Source organism: Enterobacter sp. DN (assembly GCF_046054285.1).
GTDB classification, from domain to species: domain Bacteria; phylum Pseudomonadota; class Gammaproteobacteria; order Enterobacterales; family Enterobacteriaceae; genus Enterobacter; species Enterobacter hormaechei_C.
The window spans coordinates 431,142-455,775 of sequence record NZ_JBJJTG010000003.1 but is presented as its reverse complement, the minus strand read 5'-3'; the positions used below and the strand labels follow the sequence as shown (position 1 = coordinate 455,775).

Annotated in this window: 19 protein-coding genes and 1 tRNA gene; 12 read left to right on the top strand and 8 right to left on the bottom strand. The window is 56.5% G+C overall.

All coding sequences use genetic code 11. The features are described 5' to 3' along the window. Positions 1 to 3: 3 nt before the first annotated feature. Positions 4 to 2,442 carry a poly-beta-1,6 N-acetyl-D-glucosamine export porin PgaA gene (gene pgaA, locus ACJTMZ_RS10620; protein WP_252011009.1) on the bottom strand — a complete coding sequence of 813 codons (2,439 nt, stop codon included), beginning with the start codon at positions 2,440 to 2,442 and terminating at the stop codon, positions 4 to 6. Positions 2,443 to 3,110: 668 nt separating this feature from the next. Between pgaA and ACJTMZ_RS10615 the strand changes: the two genes are divergently transcribed. Then, complete coding sequence (locus ACJTMZ_RS10615) at positions 3,111 to 3,638, top strand: LuxR C-terminal-related transcriptional regulator (RefSeq protein WP_045324834.1); 528 nt, start codon at positions 3,111 to 3,113, stop codon at positions 3,636 to 3,638. Between the two features lie 61 nt (positions 3,639 to 3,699). Here ACJTMZ_RS10615 and ACJTMZ_RS10610 read toward each other — a convergent pair whose 3' ends face one another. Further along, entirely contained in the window at positions 3,700 to 6,747 is a 3,048-nt protein-coding gene (locus ACJTMZ_RS10610; protein ID WP_252011008.1) for an autotransporter domain-containing protein, read from the bottom strand. Between the two features lie 116 nt (positions 6,748 to 6,863). Continuing rightward, complete coding sequence (locus ACJTMZ_RS10605; RefSeq protein ID WP_017382737.1) at positions 6,864 to 7,178, bottom strand: lipoprotein; 315 nt, start codon at positions 7,176 to 7,178, stop codon at positions 6,864 to 6,866. 175 nt (positions 7,179 to 7,353) lie between these two features. Here ACJTMZ_RS10605 and ACJTMZ_RS10600 point away from each other — a divergent pair, with 175 nt between their 5' ends. Then, complete coding sequence (locus tag ACJTMZ_RS10600) at positions 7,354 to 7,986, top strand: response regulator transcription factor (RefSeq protein WP_017692678.1); 633 nt, start codon at positions 7,354 to 7,356, stop codon at positions 7,984 to 7,986. Further along, the gene (locus ACJTMZ_RS10595) at positions 7,983 to 9,767 is read left to right on the top strand and encodes a hybrid sensor histidine kinase/response regulator (protein ID WP_023304413.1); all 1,785 of its coding nucleotides are present in this window, start codon (positions 7,983 to 7,985) and stop codon (positions 9,765 to 9,767) included. The genes ACJTMZ_RS10600 and ACJTMZ_RS10595 overlap by 4 nt, the downstream gene beginning before the upstream one ends. 76 nt (positions 9,768 to 9,843) lie before the next feature. Here the strand turns inward: ACJTMZ_RS10595 and ACJTMZ_RS10590 are convergent. Both ACJTMZ_RS10590 and ACJTMZ_RS10585 read right to left on the bottom strand, forming a co-directional pair. Continuing rightward, a tRNA-Phe gene (locus tag ACJTMZ_RS10590) sits at positions 9,844 to 9,919 on the bottom strand. Positions 9,920 to 10,014: 95 nt separating this feature from the next. Continuing rightward, positions 10,015 to 10,728: a DUF554 domain-containing protein gene (locus ACJTMZ_RS10585; protein WP_017692680.1), complete on the bottom strand. Its 714-nt coding sequence runs from the start codon at positions 10,726 to 10,728 to the stop codon at positions 10,015 to 10,017. 181 nt (positions 10,729 to 10,909) lie between these two features. On the opposite strand from ACJTMZ_RS10585, the gene ACJTMZ_RS10580 reads away from it, so the two are divergent. After that, complete coding sequence (locus tag ACJTMZ_RS10580) at positions 10,910 to 13,048, top strand: ornithine decarboxylase (RefSeq protein WP_252011007.1); 2,139 nt, start codon at positions 10,910 to 10,912, stop codon at positions 13,046 to 13,048. A 76-nt stretch (positions 13,049 to 13,124) separates the two neighbouring features. Here the strand turns inward: ACJTMZ_RS10580 and ACJTMZ_RS10575 are convergent, their stop codons facing one another. Together ACJTMZ_RS10575 and ACJTMZ_RS10570 are read right to left on the bottom strand one after the other, a co-directional pair. Next, the gene (locus ACJTMZ_RS10575; protein WP_252011006.1) at positions 13,125 to 13,817 is read right to left on the bottom strand and encodes a response regulator; all 693 of its coding nucleotides are present in this window, start codon (positions 13,815 to 13,817) and stop codon (positions 13,125 to 13,127) included. Continuing rightward, on the bottom strand, positions 13,807 to 15,444 hold the full coding sequence (locus ACJTMZ_RS10570; RefSeq protein ID WP_015571853.1) for a sensor histidine kinase: 1,638 nt from the start codon (positions 15,442 to 15,444) through the stop codon (positions 13,807 to 13,809). Before ACJTMZ_RS10570 ends, ACJTMZ_RS10575 begins: the two co-directional genes overlap by 11 nt. Positions 15,445 to 15,789: 345 nt before the next feature. On the opposite strand from ACJTMZ_RS10570, the gene ACJTMZ_RS10565 reads away from it, so the two are divergent. The 8 genes from ACJTMZ_RS10565 to citG are packed head-to-tail and all read left to right on the top strand — an operon-like array spanning position 15,790 to position 23,101. After that, positions 15,790 to 17,151 (top strand): 2-hydroxycarboxylate transporter family protein, encoded by a 1,362-nt coding sequence (locus tag ACJTMZ_RS10565; protein ID WP_015571852.1) that lies wholly within the window; start codon positions 15,790 to 15,792, stop codon positions 17,149 to 17,151. 17 nt (positions 17,152 to 17,168) lie between these two features. After that, positions 17,169 to 18,032 (top strand): fumarylacetoacetate hydrolase family protein, encoded by an 864-nt coding sequence (locus tag ACJTMZ_RS10560; protein ID WP_015571851.1) that lies wholly within the window; start codon positions 17,169 to 17,171, stop codon positions 18,030 to 18,032. A gap of 13 nt (positions 18,033 to 18,045) precedes the next feature. Beyond that, positions 18,046 to 19,068 (top strand): [citrate (pro-3S)-lyase] ligase, encoded by a 1,023-nt coding sequence (gene citC / locus ACJTMZ_RS10555; RefSeq protein ID WP_032671991.1) that lies wholly within the window; start codon positions 18,046 to 18,048, stop codon positions 19,066 to 19,068. 16 nt (positions 19,069 to 19,084) lie between these two features. Beyond that, positions 19,085 to 19,378, top strand: a complete 294-nt coding sequence (gene citD / locus ACJTMZ_RS10550; RefSeq protein WP_047062725.1) for a citrate lyase acyl carrier protein — start codon at positions 19,085 to 19,087, stop codon at positions 19,376 to 19,378. Then, the gene (citE, locus tag ACJTMZ_RS10545; RefSeq protein ID WP_047726770.1) at positions 19,375 to 20,250 is read left to right on the top strand and encodes a citrate (pro-3S)-lyase subunit beta; all 876 of its coding nucleotides are present in this window, start codon (positions 19,375 to 19,377) and stop codon (positions 20,248 to 20,250) included. Before citD ends, citE begins: the two co-directional genes overlap by 4 nt. A gap of 10 nt (positions 20,251 to 20,260) precedes the next feature. Next, complete coding sequence (gene citF, locus ACJTMZ_RS10540; RefSeq protein WP_252011005.1) at positions 20,261 to 21,784, top strand: citrate lyase subunit alpha; 1,524 nt, start codon at positions 20,261 to 20,263, stop codon at positions 21,782 to 21,784. Continuing rightward, complete coding sequence (gene citX, locus ACJTMZ_RS10535) at positions 21,781 to 22,320, top strand: citrate lyase holo-[acyl-carrier protein] synthase (protein WP_022651835.1); 540 nt, start codon at positions 21,781 to 21,783, stop codon at positions 22,318 to 22,320. The genes citF and citX overlap by 4 nt, the downstream gene beginning before the upstream one ends. Further along, entirely contained in the window at positions 22,298 to 23,101 is an 804-nt protein-coding gene (gene citG / locus ACJTMZ_RS10530) for a triphosphoribosyl-dephospho-CoA synthase CitG (RefSeq protein WP_023304409.1), read from the top strand. Before citX ends, citG begins: the two co-directional genes overlap by 23 nt. 79 nt (positions 23,102 to 23,180) lie before the next feature. Here citG and ACJTMZ_RS10525 read toward each other — a convergent pair whose 3' ends face one another. After that, entirely contained in the window at positions 23,181 to 24,437 is a 1,257-nt protein-coding gene (locus ACJTMZ_RS10525) for a nucleoside permease (RefSeq protein ID WP_015571846.1), read from the bottom strand. Between the last annotated feature and the right edge of the window lie 197 nt (positions 24,438 to 24,634).

Genomic DNA, 24,634 nt, shown 5'->3' with positions numbered 1-24,634 from the left:
TCCTTAAAAGCGTAAAGTCGCATCTAACGTGACGGAGAGATTGCTCTCGCGTTTGCCGTCGTAAGGGCGCTTATCCCAGTTCAGCATCACGCCAGTATCGACAACGTTGTTCCACTGGATGCGTTGCCCGTAACCCAGCAGGGTAACGGCACCCGCAGACTGATTTTTCTGCCAGTAGCTGCCCCCTCCTGCCACGAACTGCTGGCTCCAGAGGGTGTCGTAGTGGCGGTACATCTCATGGTCAACGGACAGGGCAGCCGTCACGGACAGATCCCGTGCCGGGTTGTAATAGAGCGTATTCCGCAGGCTGTTTTTACTGGCGGCGATCCCCGGTTCGAGATCCAGCGTCAGGGTCGGGGTCTGCCAGAGACGCTCTTTCCCGGAGAGGGTGTATTCCTGACGGCGGTTGTGGTCTGAGAAGCGGCTGACGGCGGCGTTGAACTGGTATTCACGTCGCTCGTTTTGATACCAGCGCACCCCACCTTCACCCCGGTTGGCGCTGATCCCATTGCGTAATGCCCGTAAGGGTGTGGCGCGTGACAAGCGTTCGAGGTTACCGCTGACCTGCCAGTTATCACTCAGGCTGTAGGTTGTTGAGAGCCGTGCGCCCGGCCTGTTTGTACCGTGATAGCGGTTGCTGGAGAGCTCGGCTTCGAGCGTGAGGTCACGGGGGCGCCACTCAACGCCGCCCAGCAGGTGGCGGCTGATGCCTTTACCTTCGTCGAAATTCCCCTGGGCATAGCGGGCGCCGGCAAACAGCCGCCAGTTATCCGCCACGGGCGGGCCATAGAGCGTGGCGTCCCAGCTCATGTCGTGGCTACCGCTGACGGGGTTATCTGAGTGCAATCCTTTACCCGCGTTCAGACGCAGCTCAGACATATGGTGGACCGCTCTGAGTCTGTCCAGGCGACGGGCGCTGCGATCGGCGGGGGCGCGAGCAATTACGTCAGCAGCCAGTAAATCCATCTGGCGCCACTCCTGAAGGTCCATTGCGACGTAAGCCTGCTGTTTTTCAAGCTCCAGATTCGCGGGTTCAAGCGCCTCTGCTCGTTTAAGCTTTTGCTCGGCCGCGCGCGGCAGGTCTCTGGCCTGAAGCAGGGCGGCATAATCAATCTGTAACCCCTGATTTCCCGGCGCCGTTGATGCCAGACGATACGACAGCTTTTCGGCCTCCGGCAGGGCGTTGGTCGCCAGCAAATAGTTAAGTTTGAGAGACTGTCCGGTGAGCCACCGATCGTTCGGCTGAGCGGTCGGGGATCCGAAATCGTAGCGGGTCCAGGGAACGCTGCGGGTCTCGCGCTCAACGTAGTGGCGGGCGGTCTGATACTGCCCCGTATCCAGCCAGGCGTAGAAAAGCGCATGCTCCTCATCCTGCGGATCGGAGGCGTAGTGTGGATAGCGTTGAACAAGCGAGAAGGCGGCGACGGTGTTTTTCTCCTGCAAATATGCCGAGATCACCCAGCCGATGGCCCAGTCCGGTACCGGATGCTGTTCGGCCGTCAGCGCCTCATATTCGCTAATGACCTGCCGGTAATTACCCTGCGCATACAGGGCGCCAAGCCGATCGATACGTGCAAGGACGACGTCTTCAGCCGCCTGCGGTTCGTTTTGCCAGCGGGAAAGCAGGGCGTGATAGCGATCTAACGCGTTTTGTGCCAGCCGCAGGCGCTCTTTCTCCGTTCTGCCAGGCACATCCGCCAGGCGTACCCTTTCAGCCGCGGCGTTACGCTCAAGGCGGCGGCGCTCCGCGGGAGACATCGCCGCGCTTTGCGACAGCCAGAGTGCGGGCGTGCTCACCCGGTTTTCCGTTAACGCATCGATCGTCTCGCGAAGAAAGGCATTATTCCCGGGAGCGGCGTTCAGTGCACGCATGTCCGCCAGCAGCCGGTCCCCGTTTTTTCCCTGGCGCATCCAGACATAGGAGAGCGTCTCAAGGTGCGCGGGAGAAGGATCGTCCTTAACCAGCTGCCGGGCTTCCGAAAGCGCGAGGCGATCTCTGCGGGCATCGGCCAGGGTCTTAACATAGCCGATGCGGTAATCGTCGTTATCCGGCGCAAGGCTGAGCGCCTCTTTCCACAGTGATAAGGCGGATGGCCAGGCTTTTTGGTTTCTTCTGGACTGGGCGACAGCAGCGATGGCGCGAGCGGGCAGCGGCATATAAATACCATAACGCTGCCAGACCCGGATAACCTCATCATCGCGTCCTGCCCAGGAGGCTACCTGTAACCAGTCCGCAACCTGTCCGGGTGTTAAAGCATGCTGTTGCTCATAGCGCTGTAGGTAATCAAGAAACAGAGCGTAATTACCGTTACGTGCCTGTTGTATCTGATGCTCATAAACGGATTCATCAGCCTGAACCAGAACAGGAAAGAGTAAAAGCAGGAGCAATAATATTGTGGTGCGATAAAAGAATAACGTAGTGAAGCTAAGCGATCTTTCCATATCTATTTGCCATTTGTTTATCGTGAATCCATTGCATAACACGGCCGCCTTTTAACTCTGTGTTAAAGGGCATAAAGGAGAACATTAAATCTGAATGATGCTACGTTATGGGGTACTTACTTAAAGGTAATTATGAGCCCTCATCTCAGTGGTCTGATTGGGCTTAATGTACACCCGATATGTTGGGGGATAAATAAGTTGAAAAGCGGCTGGGAGGTTTTGAGATAATTCTGGAAGAAGTAAGTTTTTTAGATAATTCAGTGCAGGATTGTTCTTTTTAACTGATTGATGTTAAATGTTTTTTCTTTTGCTTCTTCCTGTTTTTTTATATTAGAAATGAAGTTCTGCTGAGTTAATTAAAGTACTTTCTGGTGCATGTTTGGGAAGTTTCATGACAAAAATTCTTAATGTTCAGAGAAGTGACTTTTCTGAAATTCTTTTTTATTTATAATTAACGCCAGGCATTGAGTGATAGTCTACAAAAAGTCTAGCTCACCAATGTCATATTGAGGGATGATCAAAGCCAGAAAACATTTGCCGTTAATGTAAAACGCTATAAACGAAAGCGTTCTTGTTTCTTAAGAGGCGGGCTTGCTTTAATCTAAAAGGGATGGTTAGTGGCGACTTCAATAGTGTTAGTGACTCAGGATTGTTTCCTTGTCAGGGGGATGCGGCTATTTTTCCCGGATATAATTTGCCTCAGTTCGATAGACAGAAACATATTTGATACCGACGCAAATGAATATACTGTACTGATTGATAGCCGTACGCCGCTCCGTTTATATGATTACCTGATACGCCATCCGGCCAGAACGAGAAAAACGATCTGCTGCGTTATGCTGGATATGCGTCCTCGAGAGGAGGATCTTCTCAGTATGAAGCTGTTTATGAACACGTCGCTTACGGCTCCGGATATGGCGTCGTTATTCAATCTGGTGCTTGATATGAAAGGCAGGCGTCTGACAACCAAATGGCTGCTTAACTTACGGCTGAGTCGACACGAAGCGATAATGATCAGGTTGCTGAAGGCAGGGAGGTCAATGGAAGAGATTGCAGATAAGCTGAATATGTCGGTTAAAAGCCTCTATCGCAAGCGAACGGTGCTGTCGGAGCGGTTAGGGGCAGGGAACTTCAACGAGGCGTGTTTGTTTATCTTTAAAAACAAACTGCTGGACGTGGTTGGGAACGATCCCTAGCTTTGTCAGAAGCCAAAAGCAGAAACCCGCCACGAGGGCGGGTTCTTTTAATGGAAATAATTCAGAACGACCAGCGCAGATTGGCGTTAACAGAGTTGACGCGGGTATCCGCACCATATTGTCCCTGGTAACCCACATCCAGCGTCGCAGCACGCGACAGCTGTACGCTCACGCCGATATCACCGACCATCACATCCTCATCCACGGCCTGTCCCTGAGTAATGAACGCGTCGCTGCCCGCAAACGCCATGCGCGAAGAGGTATTCTTATCGCCATAGGCGTGCTGCCAGCCCAACGAACCGTAGAGGTTAACGTGCTTCGGCAACTCGGTCACACCGCGCAACCCGAGTGTCGTATAGAAGGTGTTCATCGTTTCGTTACGGACGCTCAGCGCAGCGGCACCGCCGTCTTCCCTGAAGCTGTCGGTATGCAGCCGGATGTACGATAAATTGACGAACGGCTCAATATTCCTGTCTGGCTGGCCGAAACGGTAGCCCGCTTCGGTGAACGCCAGCAGGGAGTTCGCGTCGTAATCTGACTTCAGCCGATCCGAGAAGCCGCTGAAATCAACATTGCGCTCGCCTTCGATCTTGTGCCAGGTGTAACCCAGCGCGCCGCGAAGGGAGAACGCATCCTGTTGACCCGCCGCATACAGACCAAGGTGATAGTTGTCGGTATCCGTTGAAGAGCGACGGCTGTCGACGTCATAATCACCCCGGCTGTAGCCGAAGTAGCCGCCGACACGCACGTTATGGTCCGCCAGTTTGCGATCTGCCCCCAGCAGGAAGCCGGTGGTGTTGCCGTCCAGCTTGCCCACGTTACCGTCGCCGCTGTTTCGGCTCCAGGAGCTGAAGGTCTGGCCCCAGACGCCATTGTTTTGCGGCTCCGGCTGCTGCACCAGCGACATGGCTAACGGTGGTATCGGCAGGCTGTCGTTATCAAACGCGCGCTGCATCCGCTGGTTTAACACGTTAAACACCTGCGTGCTGCCAGCGATCAGGTTGGACTGCATTGACGGATAAACTTCACCAGAAAGCTGGTTGAACGCCTCGCGCGCTTCCGGTGCGCTTAGCAGAAGCAGCGAGTTATACAGCGCCAGCGACGGGCCGCTTTGCGTCAGCGTGGAGAGCGCGCCAGCGGTATTCCACTGGTTGCTGCTTTGGGCCACGGTCTGGAAAATGCCCGGCTTGCCGCTGCCCGGGTTTTCACCGCCAGGATTCTCACCGCCCGGGTTTTCACCACCAGGATTCTCACCGCCAGGATTTTCGCCTCCGGGGTTTTCACCGCCAGGATTCTCACCGCCAGGGTTTTCGCCTCCGGGGTTTTCTCCTCCAGGATTCTCGCCACCGGTCTCTTTCTGCGCGATGGTCAGATCGACGGCGTTGGTGCTTTGCTTAAGCGCCACGTCGAGGAATGCGGATTTGGAGATCGCTCCGGCGAACTCACCGTCGATTCCCCCGTCGGAGGTCAAAATGCGGTAGCTTTGGCCCGTTTTATAGCTGGTTTGCGGATCCAGCGCGGTGACCTGTACCTTAGCCTGATTGCTGATGGTGGTTTTGCCCGATACCAGTAGCTGGTCGCTGCGGCCATCTCCTGCGATATCGACGTCATAGAAGGATTCGCCGATAAAGTTCAGATAGCGTTTCAGCGTCAACGTACCGATATTGCCGTCGCCGGGCGAGATATGTCCGCCGGACAGGATCTCGGTCTGGCCCAGCGTCCCGTTGCCGCCCAGCGTGCCGCCGGACTTGATTGACGCGGCGCTGCTGTAACCCACCCCGTTGCTGACGTCTGAACCCGCCGTCGCATTGAGGATCAGCGTGCCGCCGTTCTCCGCGCTAAGGGTCTGGACGTCAAAGATATCGTCTTCTGGCTGGGTATTAATATTGCTGGCAATAATGACTTTACCGCCCCGCGCGGTTACGTTCGCCTTGAGTGCGGAAAGATCGCCGTTCAGCGTCGTCTGCCCGGAGGTGTTGATCACATCACCTTCACCGCTCATCGTGTTGCTGAAGAGGTAATTTCCGTCGGTATGGTTGAAGTAGACATAGCTGCCGAACAGTCCGCCACGCAGGCTGATTGCCGTCTTCGCATCGAGGGTACCTGCGCCGCCCGCCGTGCCAAGCGTTGGCTCAGTTAAACCCGTGCCGGTGTCCATATTGCCGCGGCTGCCGATGATGAGCGCACCCCGGTTCGAGCCGGAACCCGATGTCCCCACGATCAGCGCATTGCTGCCAGCGGAAAATGAACCGCCGTCAATCACAGACAGCACGCCATTGCCATAATCGCCCACGCTCACGCTGCTGCCGCTGGTAAAGCGCGAGTCCTTGCCCGCAATAACCAGCTCGGCGGTTTTCCCTGCCCCGGAGACGCCCGCCACCTGCACGCCGCCAACGTTAACCGTTCCGCCGTTCAGCACGTCCAGGTCGCCATAAAGCGTCAACGTACGGCCAACGTTCCACTGTGAGCCGCTCCCCGTGACGGTGGCTTTTGGGCTCAGCGTGTCGGTTTCACCCGGTCCGGTACCGTTGCCGATGCGCGCATCGTAGGCGGTGCTGAGCGCCGCGCCGTCTTCAATCGCAAGCGTGGAGCGTGCGCCCAGATCGGTGCCTACGCTAAGAAAATTACTGGTCACACGAGAGCCGGCACCCGTGGCGAGAAGGTGGCTGTCGTAGCCGCGGGTGGTGCCGACAACGATCTCCTTTGCGCTCGCCAGCGCGCCCTCTTCGACTCGCAGGGTGCCGAGGCCAAGATTCAGGTCGCCGCGAAGGACGTACCGATCGTTCACCGCGTTAAGCTCAGCGTCTGGCCCACGGACCGTGACCACGCTTTCATAAATTTTGCCGTCGAACAGCCGACCGATATTGATGTTATAGGCGGTGATTTTGCCATTATCGATCAGCAGGTTTCCGCGTTGGTTACGTCCAACATAAACATCTCCGGTGTAACCCAGCGTTTCGGTAATACGCGACTCGCCATCAAAAAAGGCATCGGCTGCACGCGCGACATCGGCAGGTAAAAAAAGTAACAGCGGCGCGGAAAATAGAGCGAGGTAAAGTCTGGAAAGCGGTGTCTTAACCGCTAAAGAATGTGATGTAGAGTTATTCACGGGCTATCTCCGTACTCATTAGCATGATGTCAGGAACATCGTTTTTATATGAAAACTCAGATACGTCAGATAACGTAAAAGGCGTTATTTCAGTACGCCTTTTAATGCGGTGCTAATTATTTATGTGTGACAACTGGTGTACAGGTTGGCGCGCTCAGCGTCGGTGCAGATCCTAAAATTCCCGGCATCATCATCGATGAACAATCGAAAATACGCCCTTTTTCTGTCGTGGCGCGATAAGAGAGTTTTTGTCCTCCCAGTGCGTCCGGCTGGGCGCCATTAACGTTGGATACGGTTATTTCATCCGATGAGCCCAGTCCCAGCATTTTAGCGGTCTCCGCCTGTAGGAGTGGAATAGCCTGATCGGTTTTCAACGTGGAACAACCGGCTAGCATCAACGTAACGGTTAAAACGATGAGTGGTTTTTTCATAAATTATCCTTGATATCCAACCAGTTAATTTCACTGATTGTATTTATGTTTTCTTTTACCCAAATCAGCGAATAATATATTTCTCTTTCCTAATCGAAAAAACCCTCCTAAAGTAGGGTGGGTAGATAATAATTCATCTGTACTCTAAGATATGCGAAGGTAAAAGGAGGCTCCTTTGGGACAGAATTATGCGTTAGTCGTTGATGACCATCCATTGGTAGCAAGCGGCATCGCCAATTTTCTGATTACACATTGCCAGTTTAAGCAGGCGTGTGTGGTGACGAATGAAGATGATTGCTACCGCCAAATTAGGGATCATGGCCCGCCACGTTTGCTGGTAATCGATTTTTGGCTCTCTTCCGGAACGGCCCTGAAATTACTCAAAGAAGTAAAGCAACTTTACCCACAGGTACGACTCCTGGTGGTCAGCGGGGATGACAATAATGATATCTGGCGCAAAGTTAATGCCGCCGGGGGACACGGTTTTGTATTGAAAAGCGAGCCACCTGAGATGTTCTCGCGGGCCGTTTTCGCACTCACTGATAATCAGACCTGGTTTCCTGAGGGAAACGAAATTTCCGTTAAGACGAATAATGAGAAGTTAAGTAAATTTAACTTAACACCGCGACAAATAGACGTGTTAAATATGATTATGCGCGGCCTGCCAAATAAACGCATCGCCGCCCAGCTTTCAATTTCTGAGCCCACGGTCAAAGAACACATCAGCAATATATTGAAAAAGATAGGCGTTAACAGCCGGGTCGAAGCCATCACGCTTCTGCATGGCAAGCAGGAACCGTCGGAATGAGGTTTTTCCAGAGCTTACAAAATGATGGTATCTCTGCTCCGGCGCAGATCCGTTTGCTAAACAACACCTTTCTGCGGCTGGTATTTAGCTTTAGTGCGGTGCCCTTTGTTGGTATTCCTTTCGCCATCTGGATTTATATGCTTGGGGATGAACTCGGCCCAACGATTATCTGGATAATTATTTATCTGCTATGTGCCGTGGCGATACGAATATTGCACCGACGCTATCAGCGTGAAGCGAAAGAAAACGGTGAAAGGGACGTTCTGCGACGCTGGCTTCCGCGTATTAATAATATTGCCTTTATTCACGGGCTGGGAATTTCATCACTCTATTTAATTACGCCACAGACGCAGAATTTTGACTTTTTCCTGTTACTTAATATCAGCATTGCCGCCATCGTCGCCGCCAATGCGACGCATCTGACGCCTGTCATCAGTACCTTTACGCGTTTTTTCTTCGCCTCCTGGGGGGTGCTGAACCTCGGTATTATCTGGCGGCTGGATGAGTTGATGTTCATCGTGCTCATGCTGAATCTGCTTTACGGCTTCGCGATTTACCGCCATGCGTTAACTTCCCATGCGTTCTTTATTCAGCAAGCGCTGCTTGAGGAAAAAAGCTCACGCCTTGCGGAACAGTTTCGTCAGGCCAAAGAGGACGCGGAGCAGGCACTGCTGGATAAAAATCAGTTTCTGACCACCGCCAGTCACGATCTGCGCCAGCCCGTACACGCAATGGGCTTTCTGATCGAAGCCATCCTCCACCGAAACCGGGACGACAGCCTGACGCCGCAACTCCTTGACCTTCAGCAGAGCGTTCGCTCGGTGCATTTAATGCTCAATTCTCTGCTCGATCTGAGCAAAATAGAATCCGGGAATGCCCTCTCTGCCCCGACCAAAGTGGATATCGGTGCTCTGCTCGACTCGGTCATCACGCTGTTTCGTGAAGAGGCCAACAGCCGCGCGCTTAGGCTGTGTATCCGGCGGCCTAAACGCCGTATCGACGTGATGGGCGATCCGCTGCTGGTGCGACAGTCCCTGATTAACCTGATTCAAAACGCCCTTCGCTACACGCTCCAGGGCGGGGTGCTGGTCGCCATCCGACCGCGCGGTGACGAGTGTATGGTGGAGGTGTGGGACACGGGAGTCGGTATCGCCGATGAAGAGAAGGGCAAAATCTTCTCACCTTACTACCGCCCCGAGCTGGCATGGAAGATCGACAGCGCCGGACACGGGCTGGGACTGGCCGTCGTTGCCCGTTGTGCCAAGCTGATGAAGGTGAAATACGGAATGCAATCCATTGAAGGGAAAGGCTCCCGCTTCTGGATGCGCTTTACCCAATATGCTGGCGAAGACATCGCGCCGGACATCCCGCCCGCCGCTGACAACACCGCCACGCCGGTACGCTATGCGCCGCTGCACGGTTCCTGCCTGGTCGTCGATGACGACCCGCTGGTGACGTCTGCCTGGGAGAGCCTGATGAGCGTCTGGGGAATCGACGTACGCTGTGCGGCCTCGGCTGAAGAAGCGTTTGCCATCATCGACGACGGCTTTACGCCGTTCGCCGTGCTGTGCGACCAGCGCCTGCGATCCGGCGAAAGCGGCTTCGATATCCTGAAGGCGCTTTTTGAACGTCTGCCGGATATGAGCGGCGCGATAGTCAGCGGCGAATTTAATTCACCGGTTCTGCTGGAGGCGGAGCAGGAGGGGTACCTGGTGCTCCGCAAGCCTCTTGAGCCAGCTAAACTGCATGCGCTGCTGACGCAGTGGTCGGGATGTCATTAAGGGAATGCAGAAGTGTCGATTCTGGCGGGTTCAGAATGCAAAAACGGACCTCCGTGGAGGTCCGTTAATATAAATTTGGTGCCCGGACTCGGAATCGAACCAAGGACACGGGGATTTTCAATCCCCTGCTCTACCGACTGAGCTATCCGGGCAACGGGGCGCATTAAACCCGATCCTCCCTCCGGCGTCAACGAAATTTGTTGCTTTCGGTGCAGACTGCACACTCTCTCACCATTTCGTCGCAAACTTAAGCGAAAAAGCGCGTCCAGAGCGCGGAAAGCGGCATCGCGAGCAGCAGGGCAGGGAGCATGTTCACCACTGCAAACATCTTAATGCCACAGATGCGCAGCCCTGTCGCCAGCAGCAACAGGCCGCCGACGGCGGTAAAGTCTGCCATCATCGCTGGCGTTGTCAGCGGTAGGATCAGCGTGGCGCAGGTGGCCAGCGCCAGCTGAATAAGCAACATCGGCACACAAATCGCGGCGACGGCGATGCCTAGGGTGGTGGCAAAAATGGTGGCAGTAAAGAAATCCAGAAACGCTTTCGCAATCAATATGCTGGGATCGCCGGTCATCCCTTCCTGCATCGAACCGAATATCCCCGTGCCGCTGGCGCAGAACAGAATAATGATCGCAACGTAGTTCTGAATAAACGACTCGTGCGTGCCGTGCTTTGCCTTGCCTGGTCGGGCAATCAGATTTTTGGCTTTGCCTACTGCGTGATTAATACCTTTTTCCAGATAGCAAAACTCGCCGATGAGCGCGCCGAGCAGCGTCGCCAGTACCATCACCGGCAGGTTGGCGCATTTCACCACTAAAAGGATACCAATCCCTAACGACGCCAGGCCAAAAATAGAAGGCATGGAGACGCGAATACGCTCCGGCAGGCGCTGACTTAATACTGCCCCAAGTACACCGCCCAGCAATACGGCTCCCGCATTGATAAAGGGTCCAATTACCACGTTTAACTCCTGTTATTTAAGCACTGGCATTGCATGATTATGGCACGTTCGTCCCTGATTACGCTTAGCTTTGGGAGGCGTAACGCATACTGATTCCTTCTTGCACCTGAAAATAAAAGGTGACATGATTGCGCGAATTTTCTCCTTCCTGTCTCGCCGTTCGGTGAGGGTATTTGCGCCTATGAAAACCATGAAAATTGCCGTCAGCCGTGAGCTGGTATCCAAAGTTTCTACGCATCGCGAAAAAGTTATGCTGGATAACACTGATTTCACCGATGTGGCGGCAGTCGTCATTACGGTTGTTGAAAGCTACAGCGGCATTCTCGCATTGCTGAAGCGTACGGGCTTTCAGTTACCGGTATTTTTGTTCTCAACAGAGCCAGGAGAGGTGCCAGAGGGTGTCACGGCGATCATCTCGGGTAAAGCACAGGAATTGCTGGAACTGGAATCTGCCGCCTGCCGGTATGAAGAGAACCTGCTGCCACCCTTTTTTGACACCCTGAGCCAGTATGTGGCGATGGGAAACAGCACCTTTGCCTGTCCGGGTCACCAGCACGGTGCCTTTTTCAAAAAACACCCGGCGGGGCGGCAGTTCTATGATTTCTTCGGTGAGAACGTTTTTCGCGCCGACATGTGCAACGCCGACGTTAAGCTGGGCGATCTGCTGATCCACGAAGGCTCCGCCAAGCACGCGCAAAAGTTCGCGGCGAAAGTGTTCAACGCGGATAAAACCTACTTCGTGCTGAACGGCACGTCGGCGGCCAATAAAGTGGTGGCCAATGCGCTGCTGACCCGTGGCGATCTGGTGCTGTTCGATCGTAACAACCACAAGTCCAACCATCATGGAGCGCTGATCCAGGCCGGGGCAACGCCTGTCTATCTTGAGGCAGCCCGTAATCCGTTTGGTTTTATCGGCGGGATTGATGAGCACTGCTTTGATGAGGCCTGGTTGCGGGAACTGATCCGTGACGTCGCGCCGCAGAAAGCCGCCGAGGCGCGCCCGTTCCGTCTGGCGATCATTCAGCTCGGCACCTACGATGGCACGATCTACAACGCCCGTCAGGTGATCGACAAGATCGGTCACCTTTGCGACTACATCCTCTTTGACTCCGCCTGGGTCGGCTACGAGCAATTTATCCCGATGATGGCGGAAACGTCTCCGCTTCTGCTGGAACTGAACGAGAACGATCCGGGAATTTTCGTGACCCAGTCGGTCCACAAGCAGCAGGCCGGGTTCTCGCAAACGTCGCAGATCCATAAAAAGGATAACCATATTCGCGGTCAGTCGCGCTTCTGCCCGCACAAGCGGCTGAACAACGCGTTCATGCTGCATGCCTCCACCAGCCCGTTTTATCCGCTGTTTGCGGCGCTGGACGTGAACGCCAAGATCCACGAGGGCGAGAGCGGACGCAGGCTGTGGGCGGAGTGCGTCGAGCTGGGCATAGAAGCGCGCAAGGCCATCATCGCCAACTGCAATATGATCAAACCGTTTATCCCACCGGTAGTGGCGGGGCGGCCATGGCAGGATCACCCCACGCAGGCCATCGCCAGCGAGCGTCGCTTCTTTAGTTTTGAACCGGGTGCAAAATGGCACGGTTTTGAAGGCTATGCCCGCGAGCAGTATTTCGTCGATCCGTGCAAGCTGCTGCTGACCACGCCGGGCATTGATGCTGAAACAGGGCACTATACCGATTTCGGCATTCCGGCGACCATTCTCGCCCACTACCTGCGCGAAAACGGCATTGTGCCGGAGAAGTGCGATCTCAACTCCATCCTGTTCCTGCTGACGCCAGCCGAGAGCGCGGAGAAGCTGATGCAGCTGGTGGCGATGCTGGGGCAGTTTGAACAGCATATTGAAGACGATACGCCGCTCGCGGATGTGCTTCCGACCATCTGTCAGAAATACCCGGTGCGTTACCGCGACTACACGATCCGTCAGCTGTGCCAGGAGATGCACGACCTCTACGTCAGCTTTAACGTGAAGGATTTACAGAAGGCGATGTTCCGTCAGGAGAGCCTGCCTGCCGTGGTGATGAACCCGCAGGATGCCAACCAGGAGTACATTCGCGGGAACGTCGAACTGGTGCGTATTCGTGACGCCGAAGGACGCATTGCCGCCGAAGGTGCGCTGCCATACCCGCCGGGCGTGCTGTGTGTGGTGCCCGGGGAAGTCTGGGGTGGAGCAGTACAGCGCTATTTCCTGGCGCTGGAAGAGGGCATTAATATGCTGCCGGGTTTCTCGCCAGAGTTGCAGGGCGTTTACAGCGAGAAAGATGCGGACGGGATTAAGCGGCTGTATGGATACGTATTGAATGTCTGAACGTAGGCCGGGTAAGCGTTAGCGCCACCCGGCGAGTTGCCCGGTGGCGCAAGCTTACCGGGCCTACAATACTGCGTCAGGCATCTGCGCGGCGGTACATCCTTCTCGGATGCCCAATCTTCCCGTACAGCATCTCCACTGTCAGAAAACCCACCTCCACGCAGTGTTCCAGATAGCGCCGGGTGGTGGTTTTACTCAGGCCCGTCTCGCTCACCACCTCATCCACCGTAAAACAGTGCGCCGCCTTGTTGTTAAACAGCATTTGCACCCGCGCCAGCGTGTTCTCCTCTATCCCTTTGCTGCCGTTGTCCAGGCGATAGTTTTTCGCCTGCAATTGATAGAGTGAATCCACGTTCTGCTGGTCGACAATCTTCCAGACGCGCTGCTGTTCGGCAAACTGCACAAAACGCTCCAGCGACTGGCTAAGGCGCTTCCAGGAAACGGGCTTGAGGATGTAGTCGAACGCGCCGTTACGAATTGCCTGGCTACAGGTGTCCATATCGCTGGCGGCGGTGATGAAAATCACCGAGCAGTTGGCGCGGGTGAGCATCGGGTTGCTGATAAGGGTGATGCCTTTGCCGTCCGGCAGGTAGTTATCCAGCAGCATCAGCTTCGGCTGTTTGCTCTCCAGTTGTACCTGCGCGTCGGCCAGCGACGCGGCAATCCCCACCAGCCTCAGGCGCGGATGTTTACCTATAAGCTCCGCGTGCAGTTGCGCCAGTTCGTTCTCGTCTTCAACAATCAGTACGTCGATAAGTTCATGTTGCATAGTCGGTATCTTCCAGTTCCTGTACGGGGTGCCGGGCCGTTCCCGTGGCGGGAATAAACAGTGAGAAAATGGCACCGCGTGGGGTGTTATCGGCAACTTCAATTGCACCGCCAGCCTGTGTGACATAGCTTTCAATCAGATACAGGCCAATACCATGATCGCCGCGCGTTTTGGTGGTGATGCCGCGCTCAAAGATCCGGTCGCGGATCTCCGGTGTGATGCCGACGCCCTGGTCGGCGACTTCAATAATCAGTTCCTGCTCGTTCAGCTTAATCAGCACGTCCACCGGGGCATGCGGGAGCGGTGCACGCTGGGTCGCTTCAATGGCGTTATCCAGCAAGTTCCCGATGATCGAGATAAGTTCCGATTCGAGCAGCGGCAGGAACGGTTTATCCACCCGGCAGGCCGGGTCGAAACTCAGCTCAACGCCTTTTTCACGCGCGCGGGCGGCCTTTCCAAGCAGCAAACCACACAGCGTCGGAGAGCTAAAACGGGACGAGATAAAGTCCAGCAGCTCCTGAGCGTGTTCCGACTGCGCCTGTATGTAGCGAATCGCTTCGTCATAACGGCCCATATGCAGCAGGCCGGACAGCGTAGTCATGCGGTTCAGCTGTTCATGGCGCATGATGCGCAGGTTATCAACATAGCGCTTCACCTGGCTGAGCTGGGCGCTGAGCGAGTCGATCTCGTTGCGATCGCGAAAGGTGATCACCCAGCCCTGCAACGCATCTTCCAGCATGATCCGCACCCGGCTGGCAATGACCGTGAGATCGTTAAAGCGACAGATCTCATCGTGGGTGTCTTTCGCAAGCATGGTTTGCGCGTTGAAGAACGGGACGGGCGCGATCACCTGGCTGATGAGTTGACCTCGCAGTTCGCGGGCGGGCTGGCGTAAGCCTAATAATTTACGCGCCGCCTGGTTGATCACCTCAATGCGGAGATCGTCGTCGATGGCAATCACCCCTTCATAAATGGATTCCATCATCGCCTTTTGCTGGCGCACCAGCAGACCGATTTCGCGCGGCTCCAGAGAGAATATCTGCTTCTTGATGCTGCGGGTGAAGAACCAGGAGAAAATAAACAGGGCGATAAGCAGCAGCACGGCGGCAATCAGGATATTAACCACCTTGCTGACGGTGATGGTGTCCAGATAGCTCGTGAGATAGCCTACCGAAACAATCCCCACCACCTGCCCGGCATCATTAAAAATGGGCGCTTTGCTGCGCAGCGAAATGCCTAACCCGCCCTTGCGGATGGTGATGGTGCTTTTGCCGTGTAATACCTCGTCGTTATCTCCGCCAACCAGCGTTTTGCCTACCCGGTCGGCAAACACGGAGTGGAAAAGATGCAGCCCCTTATTGTCACCAATCACAATAAAACTGGCGTCGCTGCGGGCGGCTATTTTCTGCATAAAGTCATGGATACCCAGGATATCCTTTTGTTCGACTTCTTTTCGCAGGGTAGGAATAAGCGCAATTTCTTCGGCCTGTATTTTTGCGCGCGCGCTCATTTCCTGATAAAGCTGCCTGCCGACATCGACATAATAATATCCGCCCAGTAATGCGAACAGCACTGAGAAAAAGGCGACCAGCGAAATAAACAGCTTGATCTGAAACGATACTTTCATAACTATCACGCGAGATATCAACAGGTCGGCTGAATATATCATCTTTTAAGGCCAGGATGCCCGCTTTGCCGAAAACTTGTGATCCCTTGCACAGCGCAGCCTGTAAAAGATTTTTCCGAAAGTCTCATCCTCTTAAGGTTAAATGAATAAATGTTATTTCTTTGTTCAGTTAAGAAAAGAAACCATAAAAACCACGGCAATAAATAAGGCGTAAATCACATTAAAGAAAAGAAACCATTAAAACCATAGCGGCCATTAAAACTTCGCTTTTAATATGCCATCCCTCACATAAAGTAAGCCTTTGTGACTCTAAGCTGAACGCACAAAATAACTAAGGGGCTTATTATGAGCACAACTGACGATTCATTCTCTGTTACCCACGACCCGATTGATATTCAGCGGCCATCGCTCAAAGAGCGCTGGTGGCATATTATGGATACCTGGAAAATCGGGATTATTCCTCTGCCGCTGTTCGTTCTGGCGGGCGCGCTGATTGCGATTGATTGCCTGGGCGGAAAACTGCCGAGCGACATTGTGGTCATGGTGGCCACGCTGGCCTTCTTCGGCTTTGCCTGCGGTGAGTTCGGCAAACGCCTGCCGATTGTCGGCAAGCTCGGTGCGGCGGCAATTTGCGCCACCTTTATCCCTTCCGCGCTGGTCTATTACGGCCTGCTGCCGGACGTGGTGGTTGAGTCCACGACCAAATTCTATAAATCCACCAATATTCTCTACCTCTATATCTGCTGCATTATCGTCGGCAGCATCATGAGTATGAACCGCACCGTACTGATCCAGGGCTTCCTGCGCATCTTCTTCCCGATGCTGTGCGGTGAAATCGTCGGCATGATTGTCGGCATGGGTGTTGGACTGGCGCTGGGCCTCGAGCCGTTCCAGATCTTCTTCTTTATCATTCTGCCGATCATGGCGGGCGGCGTCGGGGAAGGGGCGATCCCGCTCTCTATCGGCTATGCCACCCTGCTGCATATGGATCAGGGCGTGGCGCTCGGCCGCGTGCTGCCGATGGTAATGCTCGGCGGCCTGACGGCGATCATTATCTCCGGCTGCCTCAACCAGCTCGGGAAACGCTACCCGCACCTGACCGGTGAAGGCCAGCTGATGCCGAATCGCGCCAACGCTGATGCCACTGTTTCCCAACCTGCGTTCTCCGGCAAAGCGGACGTGACGACCATCGCCTCGGGCGCGCTGCTGGCGGTGCTGCTGTACATGCTGGGCATGCTCGGTCACAAGCTGATTGGTCTGCCAGCGCCGGTGGGCATGTTGTTTATGGCAGTGCTGGTGAAGCTCTGCAACGGCGCCTCTCCGCGTCTGCTGGAGGGTTCCCAGGTGGTGTACAAATTCTTCCAGACCTCCGTGACCTACCCAATCCTCTTCGCTGTCGGCGTGGCGATTACCCCATGGCATGAACTGGTGGCGGCGTTCACCGTCAGCAACCTGCTGGTTATTGTCAGCACCGTTTCCGCGCTGGTGGCGACCGGATTCTTCGTTGGCAAAAAGATTGGTATGCACCCGATTGATGTCGCCATCGTCTCCTGCTGTCAGAGCGGGCAGGGCGGCACCGGTGACGTGGCGATCCTGACCGCAGGCAACCGCATGAGCCTGATGCCATTCGCCCAGATTGCTACCCGTATCGGCGGCGCGATTAACGTGTCTGTCTCACTGCTGATTCTGGGCAACTTCCTCGTTTAAGTTTTCAGGAAAGAACAATGAAACTCGCAAGCTTTTTATACCAGGGAAAACGCAGCTACGGCATCGTACAGGCCGAAGGCGTGATTGATTTGGGCCGCCGCCTGGGCGACCGCTATGGCGACCTTAAAGCGCTGTTGCAGGGGAACGGGCTGGCGCAGGCCACCCGTTTTCTGAACGACGCGGTGGATGTACCGCTGAATGCCATCACCTTCTTACCGGTGATTGTCCAGCCGGAAAAAATCCTCTGCGTGGGCATGAACTATGCCGACAAGCGCAAGGAGTTTGACCAGCACAACCCGGCCCCGACGCTGTTTGTGCGCTTCCCGGATTCACAGACCGGCCACAACGAGCCGGTGCTGAAGCCGCGCCACTCCAGCGAGTTCGACTACGAAGGCGAGCTGGCGGTGATCATCGGCAAAGGCGGGGAGAACATCAGCCGCGACGACGCCCTGCGCCACGTGGCGGGCTACAGCTGTTACATGGACGGCTCCGCCCGCGACTGGCAGCACACCTGGTTCACCGCCGGGAAAAACTGGCGCCAGACCGGGGCGTTCGGCCCGTGGATGGCGACGGCGGATGAGATCCCGGACCCGCACAGCCTGGCGATCCGCACCTGGCTGAACGGCCGCATGGTGCAGGAGGACAACACCAGCAGCATGATCCACAAGGTGGCGGAGCTGATCGAGTATATCAGCACCTTCACCCGTCTCAGCCCGGGCGACGTGATCATCACCGGCTCGCCTGGTGGCGTGGGTAAAAAGCGCAACCCGCCGCTGTTTATGAAGGAGGGGGATCGCATTGAAGTGGAGATCGAGCATATCGGTCATCTGAGCAACGTGATCGTGGAAGCGCCAGCCGTCGGGCTCGCGGCAGCGCACTGAGTAAGGCGGCAGCATGCAATCGCAACCCATTGATTTTCGGCACACCGTTGTGGCGAAACACCCAGAACGCTTAAGCCAGATCCGCTACCTGCTGGCAGACAGCGGCCTCGGCCTGGACAACGACATCACGCTGTTTGTCGAAGCCTGGTCCGGCGCGCAGCTGGTGGGTTGCGCCGGGCTGGCTGCCAACGTCATCAAATGCGTGGCGGTCAACGAGCAGCTTCGTGGGGAAAACCTCAGCGCGCGTCTGCTGGCAGAGGTGGAAAACGCGGCGCTGGAGCGCGGCCATTTTCACCTCTTCCTCTGCACCCGTCCGTGCAATAAGGAGCGCTTTGGCCGCAGCGGTTTCTGGCCGATTGCCCAGAGCGGGAACAACGCGGTGCTAATGGAGAACACTCCGCAGGGGATCGCGCGCTACTGCCGATCCCTGCGCGCGAAGCGCCGGTGTGGGGAAAAAACGGGCGCGATCGTGATGAACGCCAATCCCTTCACCCTCGGCCATCGTCATCTGGTGGAGCAGGCGGCGACGCAGTGCGATGCCCTGCATCTGTTTGTGGTGCGTGAAGACGCCTCGTTCTTCCCGTTCAGCGCGCGCCTCGAGATGGTGCGTGCGGGCGTGGCGCATCTGCCGAACGTGGTGGTGCATGAAGGCTCGCAGTACATCATCTCCCGCGCCACCTTCCCGGCCTACTTCCTGAAGGAGACCGGCAAAGTGCAGCAGGCGTGGAGCGAGATCGACGTGCTGATCTTCCGGGACTATATCGCCCCGGCGCTGGGCATCACGCACCGCTTCATCGGCTCGGAGCCGTTCTGCGACATCACGCGGCAGTACAACCAGACGCTGCACGACCTTCTGGCCTCGCATATTGAGGTGGTGGAGATGCCGCGCATCAAGGCCACCGGCAACGCCATTTCGGCCTCGGAAGTGCGCCGTTTACTCAAGACACAGCAGTTTTCCCGGATCCGGGAGATTGTCCCGGACTCCACCTTCGCGCACCTCGAAGCACATTATCGTGCGAGTGCGGAAGTCGCATAACTATCAGGAATTTATCATGAATATTGTAAGGGAGGCGCTGGCCGGAACGCAGGAGTCCAGCGACCTGATGGTGAAAATCGCCCCCGCTCACGGTGAGCTGGAGATTGTCATCCACAGTGAAGTGATTAAGCAGTTTGGCGAGCAGATACGCCGGGTGGTCAACGACACATTGCGCGCCATGAACGTGCACCAGGGATTAATCATTATTGAAGACAAAGGGGCGCTGGACTGTGTAATACGCGCTCGCCTGCAAAGCGCGCTTCTGCGTGCCGCCGATGAACAGGCCATCAACTGGGGGGCGCTGAAATGAGCAAACTCCGCCGCAGTATGCTGTTCCTGCCAGGCGCCAATGCCGCCATGCTCTCTACCGCCTTTATCTACCGCCCCGACTCCATCATGTTTGACCTTGAGGACGCCGTGGCCCTGCGCGAGAAAGACACCGCACGCATGCTGGTGTTCCACGCGTTGCAGCACCCGATGTATCAGGATATTGAAACCGTGGTGCGCATTAACCCGCTGAGCACGCCGTTTGGCCTGCTGGATCTGGAGGCCGCCGTGCGCGCGGGCGTGGACGTGATTCGCCTGCCGAAAACCGACACCCCGGACGATATTTACGAGCTGGAAGGCCACCTCAAGCGTATCGAGCAGGAGTGCGGGCGTGATGTGGGTTCCACCCGCGTGATGGCGGCGATTGAATCGGCCATTGGCGTCATCAACGCCGTGGCGATTGCCCGCAGCTCCCCGCGCCTGATCGGCATCGCGCTGGCCGCCTTTGACTACGTGATGGACATGCAGACCGAGCGCGGCGACGGCACCGAGCTGTTCTACGCCCGCTGCGCCGTGCTGCACGCCGCACGCGCCGCCGGTATCGACGCCTTCGACGTGGTGTGGTCCGACGTTAACGACGAAGCCGGGTTCCTGCGCGAGGTCGACCTGATCCGCAAGATGGGCTTCAACGGCAAATCGCTGATTAACCCGCGCCAGATAGACCTGCTGCACAACGCCTACGCCCCGACTCAGGAAGAGGTGGATCACGCCAAAAGGGTGATTGAGGCGGCAGAAGAGGGCGAGCGTAACGGCCTGGGCGTGGTGTCGCTCAACGGCAAAATGGTGGATGCACCGATTATTAACCACGCGCAGGTGGTGCTGGAGCGCGCGGCGGCCTCTGGCGTGCGTCGGTAAGGATGACATAATGAATCAGACAGAACTTCTCCATGTAAATTTCCCCCATCTGCGGGGTCTGAAACCCTTTGATACCGCCCACAGCGCGACGCCGTGGCTGGCGGACAGCGAGGCGAAGCACAGCCGCAAGCTCTGCGCCTCAATTGAAGAGGCGGTTAAGCGCAGCGGCTTGCAGGACGGGATGACCATCTCCTTCCACCATGCCTTTCGCGAAGGCGACCGGGTGATCAACACCGTCGTGGCGCTGCTGGCGCGGATGGGCTTCAAAAATCTGACCCTGGCTTCCAGCTCGCTGATGACCTGCAATGACGCGCTGATCGAGCATATCGAGAGTGGCGTCATCACCCGGATTTACACCTCCGGCATGCGCGGCAGGCTGGCGGATGCCATCTCTCACGGGCTGATGGACGAGCCGGTACAAATTCACTCCCACGGCGGGCGCGTGAAGCTGCTCCAGGACGGCGAACTGAGCATCGACGTGGCATTTCTTGGCGTGCCGTGCAGCGATGAGTTTGGCAACGCCAACGGCACGCACGGAAAATCGTGCTGCGGTTCGCTGGGCTACGCCATGGTGGATGCGCACTTTGCCCGTAAGGTAGTGCTTCTGACCGAAGCGCTGGTGCCATTCCCCAATATGCCCGCCAGCCTGGTGCAGGATCAGGTGGACTACATCGTGCAGGTGGAGAGCGTGGGCGACCCGGCGAAAATCAGCGTCGGCGCGGCGCGCGTCACCAGCAACCCGCGCGAGCTGATGATCGCCCGCTACGCGGCGGACGTGATTGAACACTCTGGCTATTTCAAACCAGGCTTCTCGATGCAGACCGGCTCCGGCGCAGCGGCCACCGCCTGCACCCGTTTTATGGAAGAGAAGATGGAGCGCGGCGGCGTGAAGGCGCGCTTCGCCCTTGGCGGCATCACCGGCAGCCTGGTGGATCTGCACGAGAAGGGGCTCATCGAAAAGCTGCTCGACACCCAGTGCTTTGACGGCCAGGCAGCGGCCTCGCTGGCGCGCAACCCGAACCACGTGGAGATCTCCACCAACGTCTACGCCAACCCCGGCAGCAAGGCGGCAAGCTGCGACCAGCTCGACGTGGTGATCCTCAGCGCCCTGGAAATCGACGTCGACTTTAACGTCAATGTCATCACCGGCTCCGATGGCGTGATGCGTGGCGCATCCGGCGGACACTGCGACGTGGCGGCGGCAGCCAACCTGACCATTGTGGTCGCGCCGCTGCTGCGAAGCCGCATCCCGACCGTCGTGAAGCGCGTTACCACCCGCCTCACGCCGGGGGAGAGCATTGACGTGCTGGTCACCGACCACGGTATTGCGGTCAACCCGGCGCGCCCGGAGATCCGCGAACGACTTATGGAAGCAGGGCTGAAGGTTGTAGATATCAACGCGCTGTATGAGCGAGCGATTTCGTTGACAGGCGTACCGAAACCGATTGAGTTCACCGACAAAATCGTCGGGGTGATCCGCTACCGCGACGGCAGCGTGATCGACACCGTTCGACAGGTAAAGGAGGAAGTGTGACTATTGCGACACCCGTGCGGACGGGTGTCAGCCTGGACGAACTGCTGGCGGCGAAAGAGCGCCGCGCAGCGCGCCAGGCTGACATGCTTGCGCACTATCAACAACCGGTGATCTCCCTCACGCTGGTTACGCCCGGGGAAATCAAAGACAGCCTTCGCTATCGCAACACCATGGGCGTGGCGCTGCAAATGTGCGACCAGCTGCTGTGGGAAAACCGCTGGCAGGTGCTGGACCGTAAGGTGCTGTGGCTACCCACCGGACCTGAAGCCTTGTGGTGCATCGCGCATCCGGCGGCGGAAATTAAGGCGCACTGTGCAGAACTGGAGCAGACGCACCCACTCGGCAGGCTGTGGGATCTGGATGTGATCTGCCCTGAAAACGGCCACGTCGGGCGTCAGTCGCTGGGGGCGAATCTCAGACGCTGCCTGATCTGTGACGAGCCCGCCCACGCCTGTTCCCGTTCGCGCAATCACCCCGCTGAGCAGGTGGTTTCCCGCGTGGAGAAGATGATCGATGACTGGTTTGCTCGCGACTGAACCGCGCCCGGTTGATCTCCCTGCGCTTGCCGAAGCGGCGCTGTGGCAGGAGCTGGAGCTGACGCCAAAACCGGGGCTGGTGGACAGGCTCAATAACGGCTCCCATCGCGATATGGACCATGCCTTGTTTGTCCGCAGCATTATGGCGATTACGCCGTGGTTTGCCCGGTTTGCGGAACTGGGTGAAGCACATGCGGCCAAACCTGCCGATCGGCAGTTGCGGATTCTTCGCCCAATGGGAATGGCCTGCGAGCAGGCAATGTACGCCGCCACGGGCGGGGTAAATACCCACAAGGGCGGGATTTTTGCCCTCGGTTTGCTCTGCTTCGCCGCCGGGCGTGTGAAAAATATCTCTGCGGATAGCCTCTGTTGTGAGGTAAGTAACATCTGTCATGGGCTGGTGGCGAGGGAGCTGGCCGGGCGCAGTGGGCAGGCAACGGCGGGGGAGCGGCAGTTTCAGCTGTACGGTTTAACCGGCGCGCGTGGCGAGGCAGAAAGCGGCTTTGCCACGGTGCGTAAGGCTTTGGATGCGTGGAACGGTCAGTCGCTTCACGGCCTGCTGTTGCGCCTGATGGCGGTAAATCAGGACAGCAATCTCGTTTCGCGCGGCGGCATTGAGGGGCTGCGCTACGTTCAGGGCTACGCGCGGGAATTACTGGCTAACGGCTGGGACTGCGAGGCGTTGCTGAAGATGGATAAGGCATTGATTGAACGCAACCTGAGCCCGGGCGGCAGCGCGGATTTGCTGTCGGTGGGGTGGGTGCTTTCTGGAATAAAATAGCCGGGTGGCGGCTACGCCTTACCCGGCCTACGGTCTGGTTTTCCAGGCCCGGTAAGCGCAGCGCCACCGGGCACAACAATCAATGCGCGATCGGCTGTGCACCGTGCGGCTCGCGCACGTGCTTGTACTTGAACAGCGCGATGAACGCGAAGAACAGCACCAGCGAGTACCCGGCGAAGATCAGCCACACTGGTTGCCAGTTGGTGATGCCGTTAGTGGTATACATCTCAACCACTTTGCCGCTCACCACGCCGCCCAGAATACAGCCGAAGCCGTTGGTCATCATCAGGAACATGCCCTGCGCACTGGCGCGGATTTCAGGCTTCACCTCTTTTTCCACAAACACCGAGCCGGAGATGTTGAAGAAGTCGAAGGCACAGCCGTAAACAATCATCGACAGAACCAGCAGCACGGTGCCGAACGCGCTCGGGTCGCCATAGGCGAACAGACCGAAGCGCAACATCCAGGCGGCGATACTGATCAGCATGACGTTCTTGATACCGTAGCGGCTCAGGAAGAACGGGATGGTCAGGATGAACAGCGTCTCGGAGATCTGCGAGATGGACATCATCACCGACGCGTGTTCGACGATAAAGCTCCCGGCAAACAGCGGATCGTTATCGAAGCTGTGCAGGAAGGTATTACCGAACATGTTGGTGATTTGCAGTTCCGCGCCCAGCAGCATGGAGAAGATAAAGAAGATCGCCATGCGCTTGTTTTTAAACAGTGCGAAGGCGTCCAGGCCAAGCATGGTGCTCCAGCTCTGGTTTTTCTGCTGATTAGATACCGGAATGGTGGGCAGTGTCAGGGTGAACAGCGCCAGCAGTACGGAGAGCGCCGCGCCGATGTAGAGCTGCATATGGCTCAGCTCGAAGCCCGCGAAGCTCACGCCCCACATCGCCATGATAAAGCCGATGGTGCCCCAGATACGGATTGGCGGGAAGTCGGTGACGATATCCAGACCGGCAGATTTCAGGCGATAGTAGGAGATGGTGTTGATCAGGCCAAGCGTTGGCATATAGGCCAGCGAGTTAAGCAGGATCACCATGAACATCGCCCCCGGCGTGGTCACTTCGGCCGCCATAAACAGCGTCCCCGCACCCACCAGGTGGCAAAGCATATACAGCCATTTCGCGCTTAGCCATTTATCCGCCACGATACCGAGCAGCGTTGGCATGAAAACAGCCGCAATACCCAGCGAGCTGTAAACGGCACCGATCGACGCACCATCGAACTTGAGCGTCACAAACATATAGGAGCCGAGTGTAGTCAGCCAGCTACCCCACAGGCAGAACTGCAGAAACGACAAGATTTTAAGCTGCAGCTTAAGGTTCATGTTACTTTCCTCACAAGTGAGCGGGAGATATGTTGTTTTGGGAACATTCAGGGTTGTTATTTGATGCAATTCTATCAGTTGGCAACGATATGTTTTGTTACCTCCCGCAAAAAAATGCAATCCACATTAATTTGCAGTCTGGATTGTGATGCAAATAGCATTTTCGTATGGATGGGGTGAGATGGGTGCGGTCTGAT

Bases quoted from the DNA above. Each gene is read 5' to 3' on its own strand.
- ACJTMZ_RS10565 (WP_015571852.1), top strand. From the start codon at position 15,790: ATGAGCACAACTGACGATTCATTCTCTGTTACCCACGACCCGATTGAT.
- ACJTMZ_RS10595 (WP_023304413.1), top strand. From the start codon at position 7,983: ATGAGGTTTTTCCAGAGCTTACAAAATGATGGTATCTCTGCTCCGGCG.
- ACJTMZ_RS10575 (WP_252011006.1), bottom strand. From the start codon at position 13,817: ATGCAACATGAACTTATCGACGTACTGATTGTTGAAGACGAGAACGAA.
- ACJTMZ_RS10580 (WP_252011007.1), top strand. From the start codon at position 10,910: ATGAAAACCATGAAAATTGCCGTCAGCCGTGAGCTGGTATCCAAAGTT.
- ACJTMZ_RS10525 (WP_015571846.1), bottom strand. From the start codon at position 24,437: ATGAACCTTAAGCTGCAGCTTAAAATCTTGTCGTTTCTGCAGTTCTGC.
- citF (WP_252011005.1), top strand. From the start codon at position 20,261: ATGAATCAGACAGAACTTCTCCATGTAAATTTCCCCCATCTGCGGGGT.
- ACJTMZ_RS10570 (WP_015571853.1), bottom strand. From the start codon at position 15,444: ATGAAAGTATCGTTTCAGATCAAGCTGTTTATTTCGCTGGTCGCCTTT.
- ACJTMZ_RS10560 (WP_015571851.1), top strand. From the start codon at position 17,169: ATGAAACTCGCAAGCTTTTTATACCAGGGAAAACGCAGCTACGGCATC.
- ACJTMZ_RS10605 (WP_017382737.1), bottom strand. From the start codon at position 7,178: ATGAAAAAACCACTCATCGTTTTAACCGTTACGTTGATGCTAGCCGGT.
- citC (WP_032671991.1), top strand. From the start codon at position 18,046: ATGCAATCGCAACCCATTGATTTTCGGCACACCGTTGTGGCGAAACAC.
- pgaA (WP_252011009.1), bottom strand. From the start codon at position 2,442: ATGGAAAGATCGCTTAGCTTCACTACGTTATTCTTTTATCGCACCACA.
- citD (WP_047062725.1), top strand. From the start codon at position 19,085: ATGAATATTGTAAGGGAGGCGCTGGCCGGAACGCAGGAGTCCAGCGAC.
- citG (WP_023304409.1), top strand. From the start codon at position 22,298: ATGACTGGTTTGCTCGCGACTGAACCGCGCCCGGTTGATCTCCCTGCG.
- ACJTMZ_RS10615 (WP_045324834.1), top strand. From the start codon at position 3,111: ATGCGGCTATTTTTCCCGGATATAATTTGCCTCAGTTCGATAGACAGA.
- citE (WP_047726770.1), top strand. From the start codon at position 19,375: ATGAGCAAACTCCGCCGCAGTATGCTGTTCCTGCCAGGCGCCAATGCC.